Here is a 17,041-nt window from a genome sequence, read left to right as displayed (position 1 = left end):
GGTGGCACCCCGGCGGCTGCTGGTGGAGGCCGACGGCGGCTCCCGCGGCAACCCGGGACCGGCCGGGTACGGCGCCCTCGTCCGGGACGCGAGCACCGGCGCGGTCCTCGCCGAGCGCGCGGACTACCTCGGGGTGGCGTCCAACAACGTGGCCGAGTACACCGGCCTGGTGGCCGGCCTCGAGGCCGCGCGCGCGATCGACCCGGAGGCGGTGATCGAGGTGCGCATGGACTCCAAGCTCGTCGTCGAGCAGATGTCCGGTCGCTGGCAGATCAAGCACGAGGACATGCGCCGGCTCGCGGCCGAGGCGCGCGCGGTCGCGGCCGGTGCGCGGGTCGTCTACACCTGGGTGCCGCGGGCGCAGAACGGCGCCGCGGACGCCCTCGCGAACGAGGCCATGGACCACCGGGTCGCGGTGTCCCGGGTCCCCGGGGCCGGCGGCGACGCAGCGGCCGGCGACGCACCGGACGCGCCCGGCGGCGAGGCCGCCGGCAGCGACGAGCCGGTCGCGGACCGCGCGGCGCCGGGGACCGCGGCGACCGGCACGACGTCGTCGTCGGGGAGCCCGAGCCGTTGACGGTCGTGCTCGTCCGGCACGGCGAGACGCCCATGACCGTGACCCGGGCCTACTCCGGGTCCTCCGTCGTCGGCCCCTCGCTGACCGAGCGCGGCCTCGCCCAGGCGGCGCGGGCGGCCGCGCTGGTGGAGTCGGTGACCGAGGACGACTGGGGCGACGTCCCGCCCACGAGCGAGGTCCTCGCCTCGCCGATGACCCGCACCCAGGAGACCGCCGCCGTCATCGCCGAGCGGCTCGGGCTGCCCGTGCGCACCGAGCCGCTGGTCGCGGAGTGCGACTTCGGCGAGTGGGAGGGGCTCACCGCCACCGAGATCGAGCAGCGGTGGCCCGGCGAGCTCGACCAGTGGCACGAGGACGCGAGCGTCCGTGCGCCCGGCGGGGAGTCGATCGAGGACGTCGGCGCGCGCATGCGCACCGCGCTCGAGGCGCTGCGCGCGGGCGGCGTCGGGCGCACGGTCGTCGTGGTCACGCACTCGGTGTCCGTCCGCTCGGCCGTCGGCGTCGCGATCGGTGCCAACTCCTCGGCGTGGGCGCGCATCCGCGTCGCCCCGGCGTCGGTGAGCATCATCCGGATGTGGGCCGACGGCAAGACCGAGGTCACGGTGGTGGGGGCGCCGTCGGGCGCCTGACCGCCTCGTCGAGCCCGTCCGGGGCCGGCGGCAACCGGCGTCAGGCGACGGTGAGCGTGAGTACGTGCGAGCGCGTCGAGGTCCCGAGCTCGGCGTCCAGGAGCGGACCGCCGACAAGCTCGCGCGCCGCGGCGAGCAGATCGTCCGGTGTGGTCGGCTCCGGCCCGCGCGCCAGCAGGTGCCGGGTCAGGACCCCGCGGGTGTGCTTGGCGTGGTGCGAGACGACGGTGCGGCGCCCGTCCACCTCGCGCAGCACACGCACGGTGACCCAGGACGACCCAACCGGCGGGCGCCACGCCGCGGCGTACGCCGCCGACCGGCAGTCGACCACGAGCCCACCGGTGGCGACGGGGTCGAGCTCTGCGGCGAGCGCGGGTCGCCACGCGCGGGCGAGCGAGCCGACGCCGGGCAGGTCGACGCCCATCGACAGCCGGTAGGCCGGGATGCGGTCGTCCGGCCCGACGACGCCCCACAGGCCCGACACCACCCGCACGCACCGGGACGCGCGGTCCCGGGCGCCGTCGTCGGGCAAGGCGTCCAGGCCGGCCGCGGCGTACAGGACGCCGGTGTAGACCCGGGCGGCGGGGCAGGCGGGCTCGGTACGCAGGCGGGTGTTGCGCTCGACCTCGGCGGCGAGCCCGGGGCCGGTGCCGAGCACGCGCGCGGCGTCCGGGTGGGCGCTGACCTTGGCCAGCGCGTCGAGCACCGTGAGCCGCTGCTCGGTGAGGGCGGGGTGGCTCAGCGCCGCGGGGTCGAGCGGGGCACCGTCGGGCGGGGCGGTCTTGCCCTCCGAGGGCGGCAGGAGCACGAGCACGCGACGACTCTAGGCTCCGGCAGGGGGCGCACCGGGTGCGCGCGCACCCGGACGGAGGAGATGTGGCGCAGATCAAGGTCTTCGGACGCAGCGACGTGTGGGCGGGTCGGCAGGCGGAGGTCTCGGACGCGCTCCAGGCGGCGCTCGTCGCCGCCTGGGGTCTGCCGCCCGAGAAGCGGTTCCACCGCTTCCTGCTCAGCGACGCCGACGACGTCGTCGTGCCTGGTCGCGGTCCGGCCCGGCCGCCCGCTGGGCCATCCGCGGGCGCGTCGGCGACGAGCTCGTGCTCACCTACCGGGTCGACGTCTGACATCTCCGCCGTCCGACCACCGGGCCCGCACCGCTAGGCTGGGCGCGCGGATGAGCTGGCCGGGCGACCGCGTTCCCCAGCGGCGTGAGCCGACGGGGGCCGAGGAACGTCCGGGCTCCACAGGGCAGGGTGGTGGGTAACTCCCACCCGGGGTGACTCGCGGGACAGTGCCACAGAAAGTAGACCGCCTCGTGGGGGCCTTCGGGACCCCGCGCGGTAAGGGTGAAACGGTGGTGTAAGAGACCACCAGCGTGCCGGGTGACCGGTGCGGCTCGGTAAACCCCACCCGGAGCAAGGTCAGACAGGGAGCGTTCGAGGGCGGCCCGCCCGAGCTCCCGGGTAGACCGCTGGAGGCGTGCGGCAACGTACGTCGTAGATGGATGGTCGCCACCCGCGCGGGGGCAACCGCGCGCGGGGACAGAACCCGGCGTACAGGCCAGCTCATCCGCACCCGCACTGCTGCGTTCGTGTTTCACCCGCGCCAGGCCGCGGCTCCGGGCCTGCGGCGACCTACGGTGACGGGCATGACGCTCGTCGCCCACCGTCGCGCACGGACCACCACAGCCGGCGCCGCCGCCACCGCCGCCACTGCCGCGTCGGTTGCGCGCGCAGCCGCCCGCGTCGTGACTGCCGGTGCGCCGGTCGCGGCTCCGGTCCCCGCGCCGACCGAGCACGGCGTCGTCCCGGGCACCGTGGCGCCGGCCGTCGCGGTGAGCCCGGCCGGCGGTCCGTGGCACCGGCTCCTGCGTGCGCTCGGCCGGGTGACGGTCGCGGAGTCGCACCCGTGCATGTACGCGGGGTGCACGGCTGTCGTCGGCCCCGGCGAGGGCTGGCGGCACGGCTGGCTCGTGTTCTGCTCCGACGAGTGCGGTGCGGCCGACCAGGACGACGCCGTCCTGTAGGCGCGCACGCGCGCACGAGCGCCCCGCCCACCGGGGTGGACGGGGCGCTGCGCGTCATCGCGACGGAGGTCGGCTACTTGCCGATCTTGTCGTCGGCAGCCTGCTCGGCCTTGTCGATCTGGCTGCCGCCCTTGCCGCCGGTCTTGGAGTCGGCGGCGTCGCCGGCCTTCTGGATCCCTGCGTCGCTGGCCTTCTCGGTCATGTCGTCCATGCCCATGGTGGCTCCTTCGAGGTGTCGGCGTCGGCGAGGCCCTGTCGACCCGCCCGCGACCAGTGTGCGACCGTGCGCCGGGCGCCGCCCGGCGGGAGAGGTGGCTCCGGTGGACCGCCACGGGTCGCCGGTCGGGACCCGCGTGGGTGCGAGGCGATGGCGGTGGGCCGGGGCTACTGCTGCTCGGCGGCGGGCGTCGCCCGGCTCACCGCCGCAGGCGGGGCCACGGAGGTCGCCGGCCCCTCGCTGCCGGCGGGGTAGTCACGGAGCGGGGAGGCGCCGTCGGCCCACGCCGCCAGGATCGGCTCGACGATCCGCCACGCCTCCTCCGCCTCCTGCGCCCGCGCGGACAGCCGGGTGTCACCGTCGAGGATGGCGAGGATCAGCTGGCCGTACGGGGTCGGGGCCTGGCGCGGCAGCTCCAGGCCCATCTCGACGGTCTCGAGGTCGAACGGGTCACCCATGCCGTTGATGTTGAGGCTCAGCCACATCTGGTCGGGGTCGAGCTCGAGGCGCAGCTCGTTGGCGCCCGCGTCGGGGAACACCGAGTCCTCGAGCGGGCGGAAGTGCACGACGACCTCACGGCGGTCCAGGGCCAGCGCCTTGCCGGTCCGCAGCCGGAACGGCACCCCGGCCCAGCGCGGGGTGTCCAGGTGCAGGGTGACCTCGGTGTAGGTCTCGATCTCGCGCGCGGCGTCGACCCCGGGCGCGTCGACGTACGAGTCGACCTCGCGAGTCTCGCCCGCCTTCGTCACCGAGCCGGCGGTGTAGCGCGCCCGCACCGTGTGCCGGTCGACGTCGTCGCGGGTCAGGGTGCGCACGGCGCGCAGCACCTCGACCTTGCGCTCGGAGAGGTCCTGCGGGTCGAGGCTGCGCGGCGGCTCCATCGCGATCAGCGTGAGCATCTGCAGCAGGTGGTTCTGCACCATGTCCCGCAGCGCGCCGGACCGGTCGAAGTACCGGGCCCGTGCCTGCGCGTCGACCGTCTCGTCGAAGACGATGTCGATCGACTCGACCTGGTCGCGGCTCCACAGCGGCTCGAAGATCCGGTTGGCGAAGCGCAGGCCGATGAGGTTGAGCACGGTCTGCTTGGCCAGGAAGTGGTCCACCCGGAAGACCTGGTCCTCGCGCAGCACCGCGTCCAGCGCCGCGTTGAGCTCCTTCGCACCAGCGAGGTCCTGCCCGAAGGGCTTCTCCACGACGACGCGCAGCGTCGCGGGCAGGTCGACGTCACGCAGGGCCTCGATGACCCGACGGAACAGGACGTGCGGCAGCGCCAGGTAGAGCACGACGGGGTCGTCGCTCGCGCCGTGCTCGGCCAGCGCGGCGCCGAGCGTGGCGGGGTCCGTGACGTCGCCGCGGTGGTAGCTCGACCGGGCGACGACGGCGGACCGGGCGTCCGGGGCGACGCGGGGCGCGTGGTCGGTGAGGCTGTGCTCGACGTGCGTGCGGAACGAGGCGTCGTCGTGGTCGTCGTTCGCGACGCCGACCAGCCGCAGGTCGTGGTCGAGCAGGTCGCGCTCGACCAGCTGGCCGATCGCCGGCAGGAGGTAGCGGGCGGTGAGGTCGCCGGTCGCCCCCAGGATGATGATCGTCGCACTCACTGGTTCTCCCCTCGGTCGCGCACCGGGGTGGCCGCGTCCGTCGCCCATCCTTGGCGAGGTGCGGCGCCCTGTCGCGCCGAGCCCGTCGTCCCCTCCGGCCCGCGGCGCGGTCCGCGTGCGGTCAGCCCTGCGTGGCGGCGAGCTGGGACGGCGTGCTGCGCAGCAGGCAGAACTCGTTGCTCTCGGGGTCGGCCAGCACGACCCACGTGACGTCCGGTCCCTGCCCGACGTCGACCCGTCGTGCGCCGTGCGCGATGAGTCGCTCGAGCTCGGTCGCCTGGTCGGAGCCGTCCGGGGGCCGGACGTCGAGGTGGAGGCGGTTCTTGACCGACTTGGCCTCCGGGACGCGCAGGAACAGCAGCTCGGGCACTCCGCCGTCGAGGCGCAGGCCGACCTCGTCGTGGTCCTCCGCGTCGATCGTGCCGCCCAGCACGTGCTGCCACCAGCGCGCCTGGGCGAGGGGATCGAGCGCGTCGACCGCGAGCTGGCTGATGACCAGGGGCATGCACGCGAGGCTAGTGACCGCGGGCAGCGCGCGCACGCCCTCGGCGCCCAGCGGCGGAACCCCGGCCGCGCTCTGCCGGCCCGGCCCGGCCCGTGTCGCGCGCGGCGCCGGCTCGGGACACGATGAGTGCCATGACGACCTACCACGCCCGACTCAACGCACCCATCGGCGGACGCGCCCTCGAGTCCTTCGAGGCGGAGCTCGACGCCCTCCCCGGCGACTTCACCCACGGCCCCGTGGGCGACATCCAGGGGCAGACGGCGACCGTGCTGGTCACCTTCGAGGCGGACGACGAGACCGACGCCGAGCGGACGCTGGGGCTCATGGTGTCCGAGCTCGCCGGCGCCACCGGTCACCTGGTCGAGACGGGGGAGTAGCGCGGCGTCGGTCAGGAGCCGGTCGGGACGCTCACGCCGGCCGCCCGCGCGGCCAGGGCCGCGGCCCCGACGATGCCGGCCGCGTTGCGCAGCTGCGCGGGCACGATCGGCGCCCGCAGGTGCAGCAGCGGCAGGAACTTGGCGTGGTGCTTGCTCACGCCGCCGCCGACCACGATGAGGTCGGGCCACAGCAGGTCCTCGACCACGCTGTAGTAGCGCTGCAGCCGCGCGGCCCACTCCTCCCAGGACAGGTCGTCGCGTTCCCGGGCCGACTCGGCGGCGCGGCTCTCGGCGTCGTACCCGTCGATCTCCAGGTGGCCGAGCTCGAGGTTGGGCACGAGCACGCCCTCCACGACCATCGCGGTCCCGATGCCGGTCCCGAGCGTGGTGAGCAGCGTGACCCCGTTCGACCCGCGAGCGGCGCCGTGCACGGCCTCGGCGTACCCGGCGGCGTCGGCGTCGTTGACGGCGAGCACCGGGCGACCGAGCGCCTCACCGACGACGGTCTCGATGTTCGTGCCGATCCACGACGAGTCGACGTTGGCAGCGCTGCGGGCGACGCCGTGCTGGACGACCGCGGGGAACGTGACCCCGACCGGGACGTCGTCGGGCAGGTCGAAGGAACGGACCACCTCCGCGACGACGCGGGCGACGTTGTCGGGGGTGGACTCGTCCGGGGTGGGGATGCGGACGCGGTCGGCGGCGAACTCGCCGGTCCGCAGGTCGACGGGAGCGCCCTTGATCCCGCTCCCGCCGATGTCGATGCCGAAGGCGCGCGCCGTGGTGTCGTCCGTGTCTTTGCTCATGGCAGGGTCAGGATCTCCGCTCCGGTGTCGGTGACGAGCAGGGTGTGCTCGAACTGCGCGGTGAGGCTCCGGTCGGCGGTGAGCACCGTCCAGCCGTCGTCCCACTGGGTCCACTCGTGCGTGCCGAGCGTCAGCATGGGTTCGATCGTGAAGACCATCCCGGGCTCGATGACGGTGTCGTACATCGGCGCGGAGTCGTAGTGCGGGATGACGAGGCCGCTGTGGAACATCTCGCCGACGCCGTGCCCGGTGTAGTCCCGGACGACGCCGAGGCCGAAGCGCTGCGCGTACTTCTCGATCACCCGGCCGATGACGTTCACCTCACGCCCCGGCACGACCGCCTTGATGGCACGGGCGAGCGCCTCCTGCGTGCGGGAGACGAGCAGGGAGGTCTCCTCGTCGAGCTCGCCGACCCCGAACGTCGCGTTGTTGTCGCCGTGCACGCCACCGATGTAGGCGGTGATGTCCACGTTGACGATGTCGCCGTCCCGCAGGACGGTCGAGTCCGGGATGCCGTGGCAGATGACCTCGTTGACCGACGTGCACAGGGACTTCGGGAACCCCCGGTACCCCAGCGTGGACGGGTAGGCGCCGTGGTCCAGCAGGAACTCGTGCCCGACGCGGTCCAGCTCGTCGGTCGTGACACCGGGCCGGACGGCACGGCCGACCTCGGCGAGCGCCTGCGCGGCGATGCGGGCCGCGACCCGGATGCGCTCGACGGTCTCCGGTGTCTTGACGTCGCTCGCCCCCGACGGCGTGGGTGCCGGGCGGTCGACGTACTCGGGGCGGGGGATCGACGCCGGCACGGGGCGTCGGGGACCCACCGTCCCCGGGGTGACAGGACGCCTCGTCGTGCTCGCGATCGACATGGCTGGCAGTCTACGAGGGGACGGACGGACCGCAGCGCGGCGAGGGGACCACCATGACCAGCGGCACCGAGTACTGGTACAACATCGCGACCGGGAAGGTCGAGGAGGGGCGTCGCAGCTCCTGGACGGACGTCATGGGCCCGTACGCCACCCGGGAGGCGGCGCAGGAGGCGCTCGACCGTGCCGCCGCCCGCACCGAGGCGTGGGACGAGGAGGACGAGCGCCGCCGGGAGGGTTGAACCGCCCCGGCGGCGGCCGGGCCAACCCTGCCTATTCCAGGAACGAGTGCCCCGCGTCCGGGAAGGCGCCCGAGCGCACCTCGTCGGCGTAGGCGCGGGCCGCGTCGCCCAGGGCCTGCCCCACGGCCGCGAACTGCTTGGCGAACCGCGGCGACCAGTCGCCCATGCCGGCCATGTCGAGCCACACCAGGACCTGACCGTCGCACTCGGGGCCCGCGCCGATCCCGATGGTGGGGATGCGCAGCACCTCGGTGATGCGCGCGGCCAGCGGTGCCGGGACCATCTCAAGCACGACCGCGACCGCGCCCGCCTCCTGCAGCGCGACGGCGTCGGCGGAGAGCCGCTCGGCCGCGTCGTCGCCGCGGCCCTGCACGCGCTTGCCGCCGAGGAGGTTCTCCGACTGCGGGGTGAACCCGAGGTGCCCGACGACGGGGATGCCCGCCTCGGTCAGCAGCCGCACCTGGGGCACCACCCGGGTGCCGCCTTCGAACTTCACCGCGTGCGCGTCGCCCTCCTTGAGCATGCGCACCGCGGTGGCGAACGCCTGCTCGGCGGTCGCCTCGTAGGAGCCGAACGGCAGGTCCGCGACGACGAGCGCCCGCCGGGACGCGGCGCTGACCGCCCGGACCGCGGGGATGAGCTCGTCGACGGTCACCGGGATCGTCGTGGCCCGGCCGTGCATGGTGTTCCCCATCGAGTCCCCGACGAGCAGCATGTCGATGCCGGCGTCGTCGAAGATGCGCGCGGTCGGGTAGTCGTACGCGGTGAGCATGGTCAGCCGCTCGCCGCGCTCCTTGGCCTCGCGCAGGTGGTGGACCCGCACCCGCTTGGGGCGGGGCGCCGCCGGGGTGCCCGGGGTGACGGGCGTGGCATCGGTCATGACGGGGACCCTTCGTCGGCGGGGATGGGCTCACGCCAGCGCGTGGTGATCGGCAGGCGGCGGTCGCGGCCGAAGGCGAGCGCGGTGACCTTGGGGCCGAGCGGGTACTGGCGGCGCTTCCACTCGGCGCGGTCCACGAGGGTCACCACGGTGTCGACGACCTCGGGGTCGAAGCCGCGGGCGAGGAGCTCCGCGCGGCCCTCGGCGTGCTCGACGTACGCGTCCAGGACCTCGTCGAGCAGCTCGTACGGCGGCAGGGAGTCCTGGTCGGTCTGCCCCGGACGCAGCTCCGCCGACGGCGGCTTGGTGATCGAGCTCTCCGGGATGGGCGGGATCTGCCCGTGGTCGACGGCGTGGTTGTTGCGCCACCGGGCCAGGGCCCACACCCGCGACTTGTCGACGTCCTTGAGCGGGGCGTAGCCGCCGACCGCGTCGCCGTAGATGGTCGAGTACCCGACCGCGAGCTCGCTCTTGTTGCCGGTGGCGAGCACGAGGTGGCCCTCGGCGTTGGACAGCGCCATGACGATCACCCCGCGGACGCGGGCCTGCAGGTTCTCCGCGGCGAGGCCGTCGAGCGACAGCTGGGACTCGAACGCGTCGACCATCGGCGCGATCGGCTGGACGCGGAGGTCGGCGCCGATCCGCTGGGCGAGGTCCGCCGCGTCGTCGCGGGAGTGACCCGAGGAGTACGCGGACGGCATCGACACGCCGACCACCCGGTCGCCGCCGAGGGCGTCCGCGGCGATCGCGGCGACCAGCGCGGAGTCGATGCCGCCGGACAGGCCGAACACCACCGACCGGAACCCGTTCTTGCGCACGTACCCGGCCAGGCCGGTCTCCAGGGCGCGGTAGATCTCCTCGTCCGGGTCGAGCGGCGGGGCGATGCGGCGGGGCAACGGTGGGCGCCCGGTGCTCGACGGCGGCGCCGCGTCCTCGGCGGCTGCGGCGGCCCCGGGGACGCCGGGCAGGTCCCACAGCAGCAGGTCCTCGACGAACTGCGGCGACCGGGCGACCAGCTCGCCGTCGGCGTCCAGCACGAAGGAGCCGCCGTCGAACACGAGGTCGTCCTGGCCGCCGACCATGTTGACGTACGCGACGGGGGCGCGGACCTCGCGGGCCCGGCGGGCGGCCAGGTCCCCACGGACGTGCCCTTGCCCTCCTCGAACGGTGAGCCGTTGACGACGAGCAGCAGCTCGACCTCGGCCTCGTCCATCTGCGCGACGGGCCCACCGTCCTGCCAGATGTCCTCGCAGATCACCAGCCCGACCCGGCGGCCCCCGACCTCGACGACGCACGGCTCGGTCCCCGGGGCGAAGATCCGGAACTCGTCGAACACGCCGTAGTTGGGCAGGTGGTGCTTGTCGTACCGGGTCTGCACGAGGCCGTCCCGCAGGACGACGGCCTGGTTGGTGGGGCGCGCGGGGCGCCGTCGTGCTCCCGCGTGGTGCGCTCGCCCACGGTGCCGACGACGACCGTGAGGTGCCCCAGGCCCTCGGCGGCCAGCCGGGTGGCTGTCGCGGTCAGGGCGCGCTCGGCGCCGCGACGGAAGGACGCGCGCAGCGCGAGGTCCTCGACCGGGTACCCGGTCAGGCACATCTCGGGGAAGGCGACGAGGTCCGCGCCGGCGTCGGCGGCCCTGCGGGCCCAGGTCAGGACGGCCTGCGCGTTGCCCTCGAGGTCACCGACGCACGTGTCGATCTGGGCCAGCGCGATGCGGAGGTCTGCCATGCGCCGACCCTATTGCGACCCCGGGCCACCCCGCCCGACGCGCCCGCGGCGGACAGGTCCGCGGCCGCGGCGCGCGTCCGGCAGGATGGGCCCATGGACAGGCAGCAGGAGTTCGTTCTCCGCACGGTCGAGGAGCGGGACATCCGCTTCATCCGCCTCTGGTTCACCGACGTGCTGGGGTTCCTCAAGTCGGTGGCGATCGCACCGGCCGAGCTCGAGGCCGCCTTCTCCGAGGGCATCGGGTTCGACGGCAGCTCGATCGAGGGGCTGACCCGGGTCTACGAGGCGGACATGATCGCCAAGCCCGACCCGACCACCTTCCAGGTGCTGCCGTGGCGCGGTGAGCGGCACGGGACGGCGCGGATGTTCTGCGACATCCTCACCCCGGACGGGCAGCCGTCCCTGGCGGACTCCCGCAACGTCCTCAAGCGCGCGCTGTCCCGCGCGAGCGACCAGGGCTTCACCTTCTACACGCACCCCGAGGTCGAGTTCTACCTGTTCGAGCCGCCCAAGGACCCGGCGGACCCGCTGGTCCCGGTGGACCGCGCCGGCTACTTCGACCACGTGCCGCGCGGGACCGCCCACGACTTCCGGCGCGCCGCGATCACGATGCTCGAGTCCATGGGCATCTCGGTGGAGTTCTCCCACCACGAGGCGGGACCGGGGCAGAACGAGATCGACCTGCGGTACGCCGACGCGCTGACGACCGCGGACAACATCATGACGTTCCGCACCGTGGTCAAGGAGGTCGCCCTCGAGCAGGGTGTCTTCGCCTCGTTCATGCCCAAGCCGATGCCGGACCACCCCGGCTCGGGGATGCACACGCACCTGTCGCTCTTCGAGGGCGACCGCAACGCCTTCCACGAGCCCGGTGCGCAGTACGAGCTGTCCAAGGTCGCGCGCTCGTTCATCGCCGGGCTGCTGCGGCACGCGCCGGAGATCACCGCGGTGACCAACCAGTTCGTCAACTCCTACAAGCGGCTGTGGGGTGGCGCCGAGGCCCCGAGCTTCGTGTGCTGGGGCCACAACAACCGCTCCGCGCTCGTCCGGGTGCCGATGTACAAGCCCGGCAAGGGCAACTCCAGCCGGGTCGAGTACCGCGCGCTGGACGCCGCGGCGAACCCGTACCTGGCGTTCGCGGTGGTCCTCGCGGCCGGGCTCAAGGGTGTCGAGGCGGGGCTCGAGCTGCCCGAGGGCGCCGAGGACGACGTGTGGGAGCTCACCGACGCCGAGCGCCGCGCCCTGGGCATCGAGCCCCTGCCGCAGTCCCTCAGCCAGGCGATCGAGGTCATGGAGCGGTCCGAGCTCGTGGCCGAGACGCTCGGGGAGCACGTCTTCGACTTCGTGCTGCGCAACAAGCGGCGCGAGTGGGACGAGTACCGCGGGCAGGTCACCCCGTACGAGCTGCGGCGGTACCTGCCGGTGCTGTGACGGCGCACGCCGCCGCCCCGCCGTGCACGCGGGGCGGCGTGGGTAGCGTGGGGACGTGAGCACACCCACCGCCCGCAGCGTCACGCTCGGTGCCCGGCTGCGGCGGCTCGGCTTCGCCGACACGTCCCGCGCCGAACGCATGCTCGGTGAGGACGCGCTCGTCGCGGTCGCCGGCCGCTCCACGAGCCCCGCTCCCGACCCGGGGCCGGGTGTGGACGCCGTCTGGGGTCCCGGCAGGATCCCGGACGACCTGCTCGTCGCGCTCGGCGGCGTCGCCGACCCCGACGGCGCCCTGCTGGCCCTCGCGCGGCTCGCGGTGTCGGTCGGCCCCGACCCGGACGCGCGCGAGCGGTTGCGCGCGATGCTCGTGCCCGGTGTCCCGCGCGACCGGCTGCTCGCGGTCCTCGGTGCGTCGGTCGCCCTCGGGGACACCGTCGTGGCGCACCCCGAGCACCTCGCGGTGCTCGCCGACCCCGCGTCCGGCACGGGGGTCCCGGTCGAGGCCGTGCGGGCCGAGCTGCTGGTGGCGGTCGGTGCGGATCCCGAGGCGGCGGTCCCGGCCGCGACCGTGGGCGGGGCGGCCGGGGTCGACGCGATGCGGCGCGCCTACCGCCGGCGGCTGCTGAGCATCGCCGCGACCGACCTCACCGCGCCCGACCCGCTGAGCCGGATGCCGGGTGTGGCCGCGGCGCTCGCCGACCTCGCCGGCGCCGCGCTCGAGGCGTCCCTGGCACTGGCGCGCGCCGACCTGCCGGACGACGGCGCCGGGGTCCGGCTCGCCGTCCTGGCGATGGGCAAGTGCGGCGGGCGCGAGCTGAACTACGTCAGCGACGTCGACGTGATCTACGTCGCCGAGCCGGCCGAGGGGTACGACGAGGCCTACGCGCTGTCGGTCGGCGCGAAGCTCGCCGCGGGCCTCGCCCGCTCCTGCTCGCACCCGTCCGCCGAGCCGGCGCTGTGGCCCGTCGACGCCGCCCTGCGTCCCGAGGGCAAGAACGGCCCGCTCGTGCGGACGCTGGCGAGCCACCGCGCCTACTACGAGCGGTGGGCCAAGACGTGGGAGTTCCAGGCGCTGCTCAAGGCGCGCCCGGTGGCCGGGGACCGGGTGCTGGGGGACGCGTACGTCGAGGCGGTGAGCCCGCTGGTGTGGTCCGCGGTGAGCCGGGACAACTTCGTCGAGGACTCCCAGGCGATGCGGCGCCGGGTCGAGGAGCACGTGCCCGCGGCGGAGGCCGACCGACAGCTCAAGCTGGGCATCGGGGGACTGCGCGACGTCGAGTTCACCGTCCAGCTCCTGCAGCTCGTGCACGGGCGCGCCGACGAGTCGATCCGCAGCCGCAGCACGCTCACCGCGCTCGCCGCGCTCGCCGCGGGCGGGTACGTCGGGCGCGAGCACGCCGCCGAGCTCGCCGTCTGCTACCGGCTCCTGCGTGCGCTCGAGCACCGGATCCAGCTGCACCGGATGCAGCGCACCCACCTCATGCCGACGGCGGAGGTGGACCTGCGGCGTCTGGCCCGTGCGGTCGGGATGCGCGCCGAGGGGGCCGACGGGCTGCTCGAGCGGTGGCGGGAGGTGCGCCGCGAGGTCCGCGGTCTGCACGAGGAGCTGTTCTACCGGCCCCTGCTGCCGGCGACCGCACAGCTCTCCGCGGAGGACGTCGCCCTGGCACCCGACGCGGCCCGCGCCCGGCTGCGTGCCATCGGCTACCGCGACCCGGCCGGCGCCCTGCGGCACATCACCGCCCTGACCGAGGGGGTCTCGCGGCGGGCGGCGATCCAGCGCCAGCTCCTGCCGGTCCTGCTCGGCTGGTTCGCTGACGGCGCCGACCCCGACGCCGGGCTCCTCGCGTTCCGGCGCCTGTCGGACGCGCTGGGCACCACGCACTGGTACCTCAAGCTGCTGCGTGACTCGCAGGCCGCAGCCCAGCGACTGGCCCGGGTGCTGTCCACCTCGCGGTACGTCGCCGACGCCCTGGCCCGCTCCCCGGAGTCCGTGGCCTGGCTCGGCGACGACGCCGACCTCGTGCCCCGCGGCGTGGAGCGGCTCTCCGCCGAGGCCGACGCCGTGCTGACCCGGGCGGAGCAGCCCGTCTTCGCGGCGACCGCGCTGCGTGCGCTGCGGCGCCGCGAGCTCGCCCGCAGCGCCGCGGCCGACCTGCTCGGCGTCGTGACGAGCTCGACCGCCGCGCAGAACCTCACCGTCGCGGCCGACGTCGTGCTGTCCGGGGGGCTGCGGATCGCGGAGAACGAGGCGCGCGCCGAGCACCGGCTGGTCGAGAGCCCCACCGCGGTGCTCGTGGTCGCGATGGGGCGCCTGGGCGGGCGCGAGATGGGCTACTCCTCGGACGCCGACGTGCTGTTCGTGCACGAGCCCCGCCCGGGGGCGGACGCCGGCGTCGCGCAGGCGTACGCGCTGACGGTCGCGACCCGCCTGCGGCAGCTGCTCGGCGACGTCGGCCCCGAGCCGGCGCTCGCCGTCGACGCCGACCTGCGCCCCGAGGGGCGCAACGGTCCGCTCGCGCGGACCTTCGACGCGTACGCGGAGTACTACGCGCGCTGGTCGTCCCCGTGGGAGAGCCAGGCGCTCCTGCGTGCGCGCCCGGTCGCCGGCGACCCGCGGCTCGGTGAGCGGTTCGTCGACCTGATCGCACCGCTGCGCTATCCCGAGCACGGCCTCGAGCCGTCGGTCGTGCGGGAGATCCGGCGGATCAAGGCGCGCGTCGAGTCCGAGCGGCTGCCGCGCGGGGTGGACCCGACCCGGCACCTCAAGCTCGGTCGCGGCGGGCTGTCCGACGTCGAGTGGACCGCTCAGCTCCTGCAGCTGCAGCACGCGGGCCGGGTCCCCGCGCTGCGGGTCACCTCGACGTCGGAGGCACTCGGGGCGCTGGCGGCCGAGGGCCTGATCGGGCACGACGACGCCCGGACGCTCACCGACGCGTGGCTGCTCGCGTCCCGGCTGCGCGACGCGCTCGTCCTCTGGACCGGCCGGACCGGCGGCGCGCAGGCCGACGTGCTCCCGCACGACCGGCAGGCGCTCAACGGGCTCGCGCGCGTGCTCGGCTACCCCGCGGCGTGCGGCAGCGAGCTCGAGCAGGACTACCTGCGCACGGCCCGCCGCGCGCGCGCCGTCGTCGACCGCGTCTTCTACGAGTGATGACCCCCCGCGCGACCCCGCGGGCCCGCGCGTAGGGTCGAGACGACCCGATCGGACGTGACGAGGAGGACGACGGATGACCGACGACAGCACGGGCGTGCACCGCGAGGACCTGCCCATCCCGGACTTCGACCACCTGCCGGTGGGGGACCTGGGGCACCGCATCCGGTCGCTGCCGGCTGGTGACCTCGAGACGCTGCTCGCCTACGAGCAGGCCCACGCCGACCGGCTGCCCGTGGTCCAGCTGCTGGGGGTCCGCCTGGAGGAGGTGCGGGGCGGTGCCGAGCTGTCCGGCGGGGACGCCGCCGGGCTGGCGCCGAGCCTCGAACGGGAGCCGGCCGGCACCGCGGCGGACCCCTCGCCGGTCGCCCCCGACACCCAGGGGCCCAAGATCAACCCCCGTCGCAGGGCGTGCCGACCAACCCGGCGCAGCCGCGCACCTGAGCTCGCCGGGACGACGCACCAGCGCCACGACGACGGGGGCGGGAGGCCGAAGCCTCCCGCCCCCGTCGTCGTCCGCGCGGGTGCGCGCCCGCGGTCGGCCCTTCGGCTACTGCCCGCGGCCCGTACGGCCCTGGAGGTCGTCGATCATCTCCGACGCCTGCGCCTTCGTGAGCTCCTCCGGGACCTCCTCGCCCGCCTCGCGGGCGAGCGTGCCGAGGTAGCTCGCCTGCGGGCCGGTGGCCGGCTCGTCGCCGGTGACCCAGTCGGACGGGTCCTTCTCGGCGCTGCCGACGCCCGGGCCGTCGGTGGCGTCGTCGGGTGCGGCGTTCTGCTCGCTCATGGTGGTACCTCTCTGTGGCTGGGCTGTGGCGGTGGGGTGGTCGTGATCAGCCGTCGCCCTGCGGCTTGGTCATGGCGCCGTGCGCGCCGGGCTGGGCCTTCTCGGGCAGGACGGCGGACAGCACGCCCTGCGCGCGTGCCTTGAGCGACGCGACGGTGGCCTTGTCCTGGCCGGCCATCAGCGCGTCGAAGCCCTCGCGTGCGACCTTCGCCGGGTCGTCCTTGGGTCCCTGCGCGACCTTCGTGTCCTCCATGTGCGAGGCCTCGAAGAACTCGGTGTCGGTCGGCCCGGGCAGGAGCGTGGTCACGGTGACCCCGGAGTCCGCCAGCTCGTGCCGGACGGCGTCGGCGAAGGACTGCACGAACGCCTTGGAGGCGGCGTACGTCGCGTAGTACGGCCCGGGCATGAGGCTCGCGACCGACGACGTCACGAGCACCCGCCCCGCCCCGCGCGCCACCATCGCGGGCAGCAGCCGCTTCGCGAGGTGCACGACCGCGACGACGTCGAGCCCGATGACGCGCAGGTCGTCCTCGAGCGGCGTCTCGACGAAGGGCCCCCCGTTCGCCACGCCCGCGTTGAGGGCGAGCGCGTCCAGCGGTCGGCCGGTCGCGGTCACCTCGCGGACGAGCTCCTCGACGCCGTCGGCGGTGGACAGGTCGGCGCGCACGCTGCGGACCGCGGCGCCCCCTCGGCCGCGATCGCCTCGGCCGCGACGGAGATGCCGGCGTCCTCGGCGCAGACCACGAGGTCGAAGCCGTTCTCGGCGAACAGCTGGGCCAGCTCGAGTCCGATCCCGCTCGAGGCGCCGGTGACGAGGGCCAGCGGGCGGATGGTGCTCGTGTCGTCCATGCGGGGCGTCCTTCACTGCGGTGCCGTGGGGTCGGACCGAGGTTAGGTCGCGGTGGTCGGCTCGGCATCCCGGCGGCCCGGCATCGCGGCGGCCCCGCCGCGGTCGGTGGCGCGGGCCTCTGGCGTGGCGTCGTGCGCGCGGTGCCCGCGAAGGTGCGCCCGTATCGCCGCATGGCGCGCGTGGCGGTGCTCTGGTGGGGTCGGCGCCGCCGGACTGACCGACACCGGCGCGACGCGGCGCGACGCCACCCGTCCGGGTGCATGTGACCGTCTCCACACCCGTTGGCCGAGCGCGCCGGCCGGGTGGAGAGCGACGATCGGGACATATCAACTGCATCCATCCGATCAGCAGGAGGAGCCATGGACGTCACG

Annotated in this window: 18 protein-coding genes, 1 other RNA gene and 1 pseudogene; 9 read left to right on the top strand and 11 right to left on the bottom strand. The window is 74.8% G+C overall.

The window, feature by feature from the left end; translation table 11 throughout:
- Nucleotide 1: 1 nt before the first annotated feature.
- Both REH70_RS11745 and REH70_RS11740 read left to right on the top strand, forming a co-directional pair.
- Nucleotides 2-577 carry a reverse transcriptase-like protein gene (locus REH70_RS11745; protein ID WP_310747405.1) on the top strand — a complete coding sequence of 192 codons (576 nt, stop codon included), beginning with the start codon at nt 2-4 and terminating at the stop codon, nt 575-577.
- Nucleotides 578-609: 32 nt separating this feature from the next.
- A complete protein-coding gene (locus REH70_RS11740; protein WP_310747404.1) occupies nt 610-1,206 on the top strand; it encodes a histidine phosphatase family protein in 597 nt (198 codons plus the stop codon).
- A 40-nt stretch (nt 1,207-1,246) separates the two neighbouring features.
- Here REH70_RS11740 and REH70_RS11735 read toward each other — a convergent pair whose 3' ends face one another.
- A complete protein-coding gene (locus REH70_RS11735) occupies nt 1,247-2,020 on the bottom strand; it encodes a peroxide stress protein YaaA (protein WP_310747402.1) in 774 nt (257 codons plus the stop codon).
- Nucleotides 2,021-2,082: 62 nt separating this feature from the next.
- Here REH70_RS11735 and REH70_RS11730 point away from each other — a divergent pair, with 62 nt between their 5' ends.
- The 3 genes from REH70_RS11730 to REH70_RS11720 all read left to right on the top strand — a co-directional run bounded on the left by REH70_RS11730 (nt 2,083) and on the right by REH70_RS11720 (nt 3,232).
- Nucleotides 2,083-2,367 carry a hypothetical protein gene (locus REH70_RS11730; RefSeq protein WP_310747401.1) on the top strand — a complete coding sequence of 95 codons (285 nt, stop codon included), beginning with the start codon at nt 2,083-2,085 and terminating at the stop codon, nt 2,365-2,367.
- Nucleotides 2,368-2,381: 14 nt separating this feature from the next.
- Nucleotides 2,382-2,778: RNase P RNA component class A (gene rnpB, locus REH70_RS11725), an RNA gene on the top strand.
- Between the two features lie 76 nt (nt 2,779-2,854).
- Nucleotides 2,855-3,232 (top strand): hypothetical protein, encoded by a 378-nt coding sequence (locus tag REH70_RS11720; protein WP_310747400.1) that lies wholly within the window; start codon nt 2,855-2,857, stop codon nt 3,230-3,232.
- Between the two features lie 73 nt (nt 3,233-3,305).
- Here the strand turns inward: REH70_RS11720 and REH70_RS11715 are convergent, their stop codons facing one another.
- The 3 genes from REH70_RS11715 to REH70_RS11705 all read right to left on the bottom strand — a co-directional run bounded on the left by REH70_RS11715 (nt 3,306) and on the right by REH70_RS11705 (nt 5,552).
- Nucleotides 3,306-3,449 (bottom strand): Rv0909 family putative TA system antitoxin, encoded by a 144-nt coding sequence (locus tag REH70_RS11715; protein WP_310747398.1) that lies wholly within the window; start codon nt 3,447-3,449, stop codon nt 3,306-3,308.
- A 167-nt stretch (nt 3,450-3,616) separates the two neighbouring features.
- Entirely contained in the window at nt 3,617-5,047 is a 1,431-nt protein-coding gene (locus REH70_RS11710; protein ID WP_310747396.1) for a glucose-6-phosphate dehydrogenase, read from the bottom strand.
- A gap of 121 nt (nt 5,048-5,168) precedes the next feature.
- Nucleotides 5,169-5,552: a VOC family protein gene (locus tag REH70_RS11705; protein ID WP_310747394.1), complete on the bottom strand. Its 384-nt coding sequence runs from the start codon at nt 5,550-5,552 to the stop codon at nt 5,169-5,171.
- Nucleotides 5,553-5,683: 131 nt separating this feature from the next.
- On the opposite strand from REH70_RS11705, the gene REH70_RS11700 reads away from it, so the two are divergent.
- Nucleotides 5,684-5,929 carry a hypothetical protein gene (locus REH70_RS11700; RefSeq protein ID WP_310747392.1) on the top strand — a complete coding sequence of 82 codons (246 nt, stop codon included), beginning with the start codon at nt 5,684-5,686 and terminating at the stop codon, nt 5,927-5,929.
- An 11-nt stretch (nt 5,930-5,940) separates the two neighbouring features.
- Here REH70_RS11700 and ppgK read toward each other — a convergent pair whose 3' ends face one another.
- Together ppgK and map are read right to left on the bottom strand one after the other, a co-directional pair.
- Nucleotides 5,941-6,735, bottom strand: a complete 795-nt coding sequence (gene ppgK, locus REH70_RS11695; RefSeq protein ID WP_310747389.1) for a polyphosphate--glucose phosphotransferase — start codon at nt 6,733-6,735, stop codon at nt 5,941-5,943.
- Nucleotides 6,732-7,604: a type I methionyl aminopeptidase gene (gene map / locus REH70_RS11690; protein WP_310747387.1), complete on the bottom strand. Its 873-nt coding sequence runs from the start codon at nt 7,602-7,604 to the stop codon at nt 6,732-6,734. Before map ends, ppgK begins: the two co-directional genes overlap by 4 nt.
- 53 nt (nt 7,605-7,657) lie before the next feature.
- Here map and REH70_RS11685 point away from each other — a divergent pair, with 53 nt between their 5' ends.
- Nucleotides 7,658-7,843, top strand: coding sequence for an SPOR domain-containing protein (locus REH70_RS11685; protein ID WP_310747386.1), 186 nt, complete (start codon nt 7,658-7,660; stop codon nt 7,841-7,843).
- Between the two features lie 31 nt (nt 7,844-7,874).
- Here the strand turns inward: REH70_RS11685 and panB are convergent, their stop codons facing one another.
- Both panB and REH70_RS20695 read right to left on the bottom strand, forming a co-directional pair.
- Nucleotides 7,875-8,723: a 3-methyl-2-oxobutanoate hydroxymethyltransferase gene (gene panB, locus REH70_RS11680; RefSeq protein ID WP_310747384.1), complete on the bottom strand. Its 849-nt coding sequence runs from the start codon at nt 8,721-8,723 to the stop codon at nt 7,875-7,877.
- Nucleotides 8,720-10,451 (bottom strand): annotated as a pseudogene (locus REH70_RS20695) (NAD+ synthase). Before REH70_RS20695 ends, panB begins: the two are co-directional and overlap by 4 nt.
- A 93-nt stretch (nt 10,452-10,544) precedes the next feature.
- Between REH70_RS20695 and REH70_RS11660 the strand changes: the two are divergent.
- Nucleotides 10,545-11,882 carry a glutamine synthetase family protein gene (locus tag REH70_RS11660; protein ID WP_310747380.1) on the top strand — a complete coding sequence of 446 codons (1,338 nt, stop codon included), beginning with the start codon at nt 10,545-10,547 and terminating at the stop codon, nt 11,880-11,882.
- Nucleotides 11,883-11,937: 55 nt separating this feature from the next.
- The gene (locus REH70_RS11655) at nt 11,938-15,036 is read left to right on the top strand and encodes a bifunctional [glutamine synthetase] adenylyltransferase/[glutamine synthetase]-adenylyl-L-tyrosine phosphorylase (RefSeq protein ID WP_310747378.1); all 3,099 of its coding nucleotides are present in this window, start codon (nt 11,938-11,940) and stop codon (nt 15,034-15,036) included.
- 550 nt (nt 15,037-15,586) lie between these two features.
- Here the strand turns inward: REH70_RS11655 and REH70_RS11650 are convergent.
- The 3 genes from REH70_RS11650 to REH70_RS11640 are packed head-to-tail and all read right to left on the bottom strand — an operon-like array spanning nt 15,587 to nt 16,669.
- A complete protein-coding gene (locus REH70_RS11650; protein ID WP_310747376.1) occupies nt 15,587-15,820 on the bottom strand; it encodes a DUF3072 domain-containing protein in 234 nt (77 codons plus the stop codon).
- A gap of 46 nt (nt 15,821-15,866) precedes the next feature.
- Nucleotides 15,867-16,487, bottom strand: coding sequence for an SDR family NAD(P)-dependent oxidoreductase (locus tag REH70_RS11645; protein WP_310747374.1), 621 nt, complete (start codon nt 16,485-16,487; stop codon nt 15,867-15,869).
- Nucleotides 16,433-16,669 (bottom strand): SDR family NAD(P)-dependent oxidoreductase, encoded by a 237-nt coding sequence (locus tag REH70_RS11640; RefSeq protein WP_310747373.1) that lies wholly within the window; start codon nt 16,667-16,669, stop codon nt 16,433-16,435. Before REH70_RS11640 ends, REH70_RS11645 begins: the two co-directional genes overlap by 55 nt.
- Nucleotides 16,670-17,041: the final 372 nt, after the last annotated feature.

The sequence above is a fragment of the Cellulomonas sp. ATA003 genome, from assembly GCF_031582905.1.
Taxonomy (GTDB): Bacteria; Actinomycetota; Actinomycetes; order Actinomycetales; family Cellulomonadaceae; genus Pengzhenrongella.
Note: the sequence above shows the minus strand (reverse complement) of the source record. Positions and strands in the feature narration are given on the sequence as shown.

Bases quoted from the DNA above. Each gene is read 5' to 3' on its own strand.
- REH70_RS11700 (WP_310747392.1), top strand. From the start codon at position 5,684: ATGACGACCTACCACGCCCGACTCAACGCACCCATCGGCGGACGCGCC.
- REH70_RS11660 (WP_310747380.1), top strand. From the start codon at position 10,545: ATGGACAGGCAGCAGGAGTTCGTTCTCCGCACGGTCGAGGAGCGGGAC.
- REH70_RS11685 (WP_310747386.1), top strand. From the start codon at position 7,658: ATGACCAGCGGCACCGAGTACTGGTACAACATCGCGACCGGGAAGGTC.
- map (WP_310747387.1), bottom strand. From the start codon at position 7,604: ATGTCGATCGCGAGCACGACGAGGCGTCCTGTCACCCCGGGGACGGTG.
- panB (WP_310747384.1), bottom strand. From the start codon at position 8,723: ATGACCGATGCCACGCCCGTCACCCCGGGCACCCCGGCGGCGCCCCGC.
- REH70_RS11640 (WP_310747373.1), bottom strand. From the start codon at position 16,669: ATGGACGACACGAGCACCATCCGCCCGCTGGCCCTCGTCACCGGCGCC.
- REH70_RS11720 (WP_310747400.1), top strand. From the start codon at position 2,855: ATGACGCTCGTCGCCCACCGTCGCGCACGGACCACCACAGCCGGCGCC.
- ppgK (WP_310747389.1), bottom strand. From the start codon at position 6,735: ATGAGCAAAGACACGGACGACACCACGGCGCGCGCCTTCGGCATCGAC.
- REH70_RS11715 (WP_310747398.1), bottom strand. From the start codon at position 3,449: ATGGGCATGGACGACATGACCGAGAAGGCCAGCGACGCAGGGATCCAG.
- REH70_RS11650 (WP_310747376.1), bottom strand. From the start codon at position 15,820: ATGAGCGAGCAGAACGCCGCACCCGACGACGCCACCGACGGCCCGGGC.
- REH70_RS11705 (WP_310747394.1), bottom strand. From the start codon at position 5,552: ATGCCCCTGGTCATCAGCCAGCTCGCGGTCGACGCGCTCGATCCCCTC.
- REH70_RS11740 (WP_310747404.1), top strand. From the start codon at position 610: ATGACCGTGACCCGGGCCTACTCCGGGTCCTCCGTCGTCGGCCCCTCG.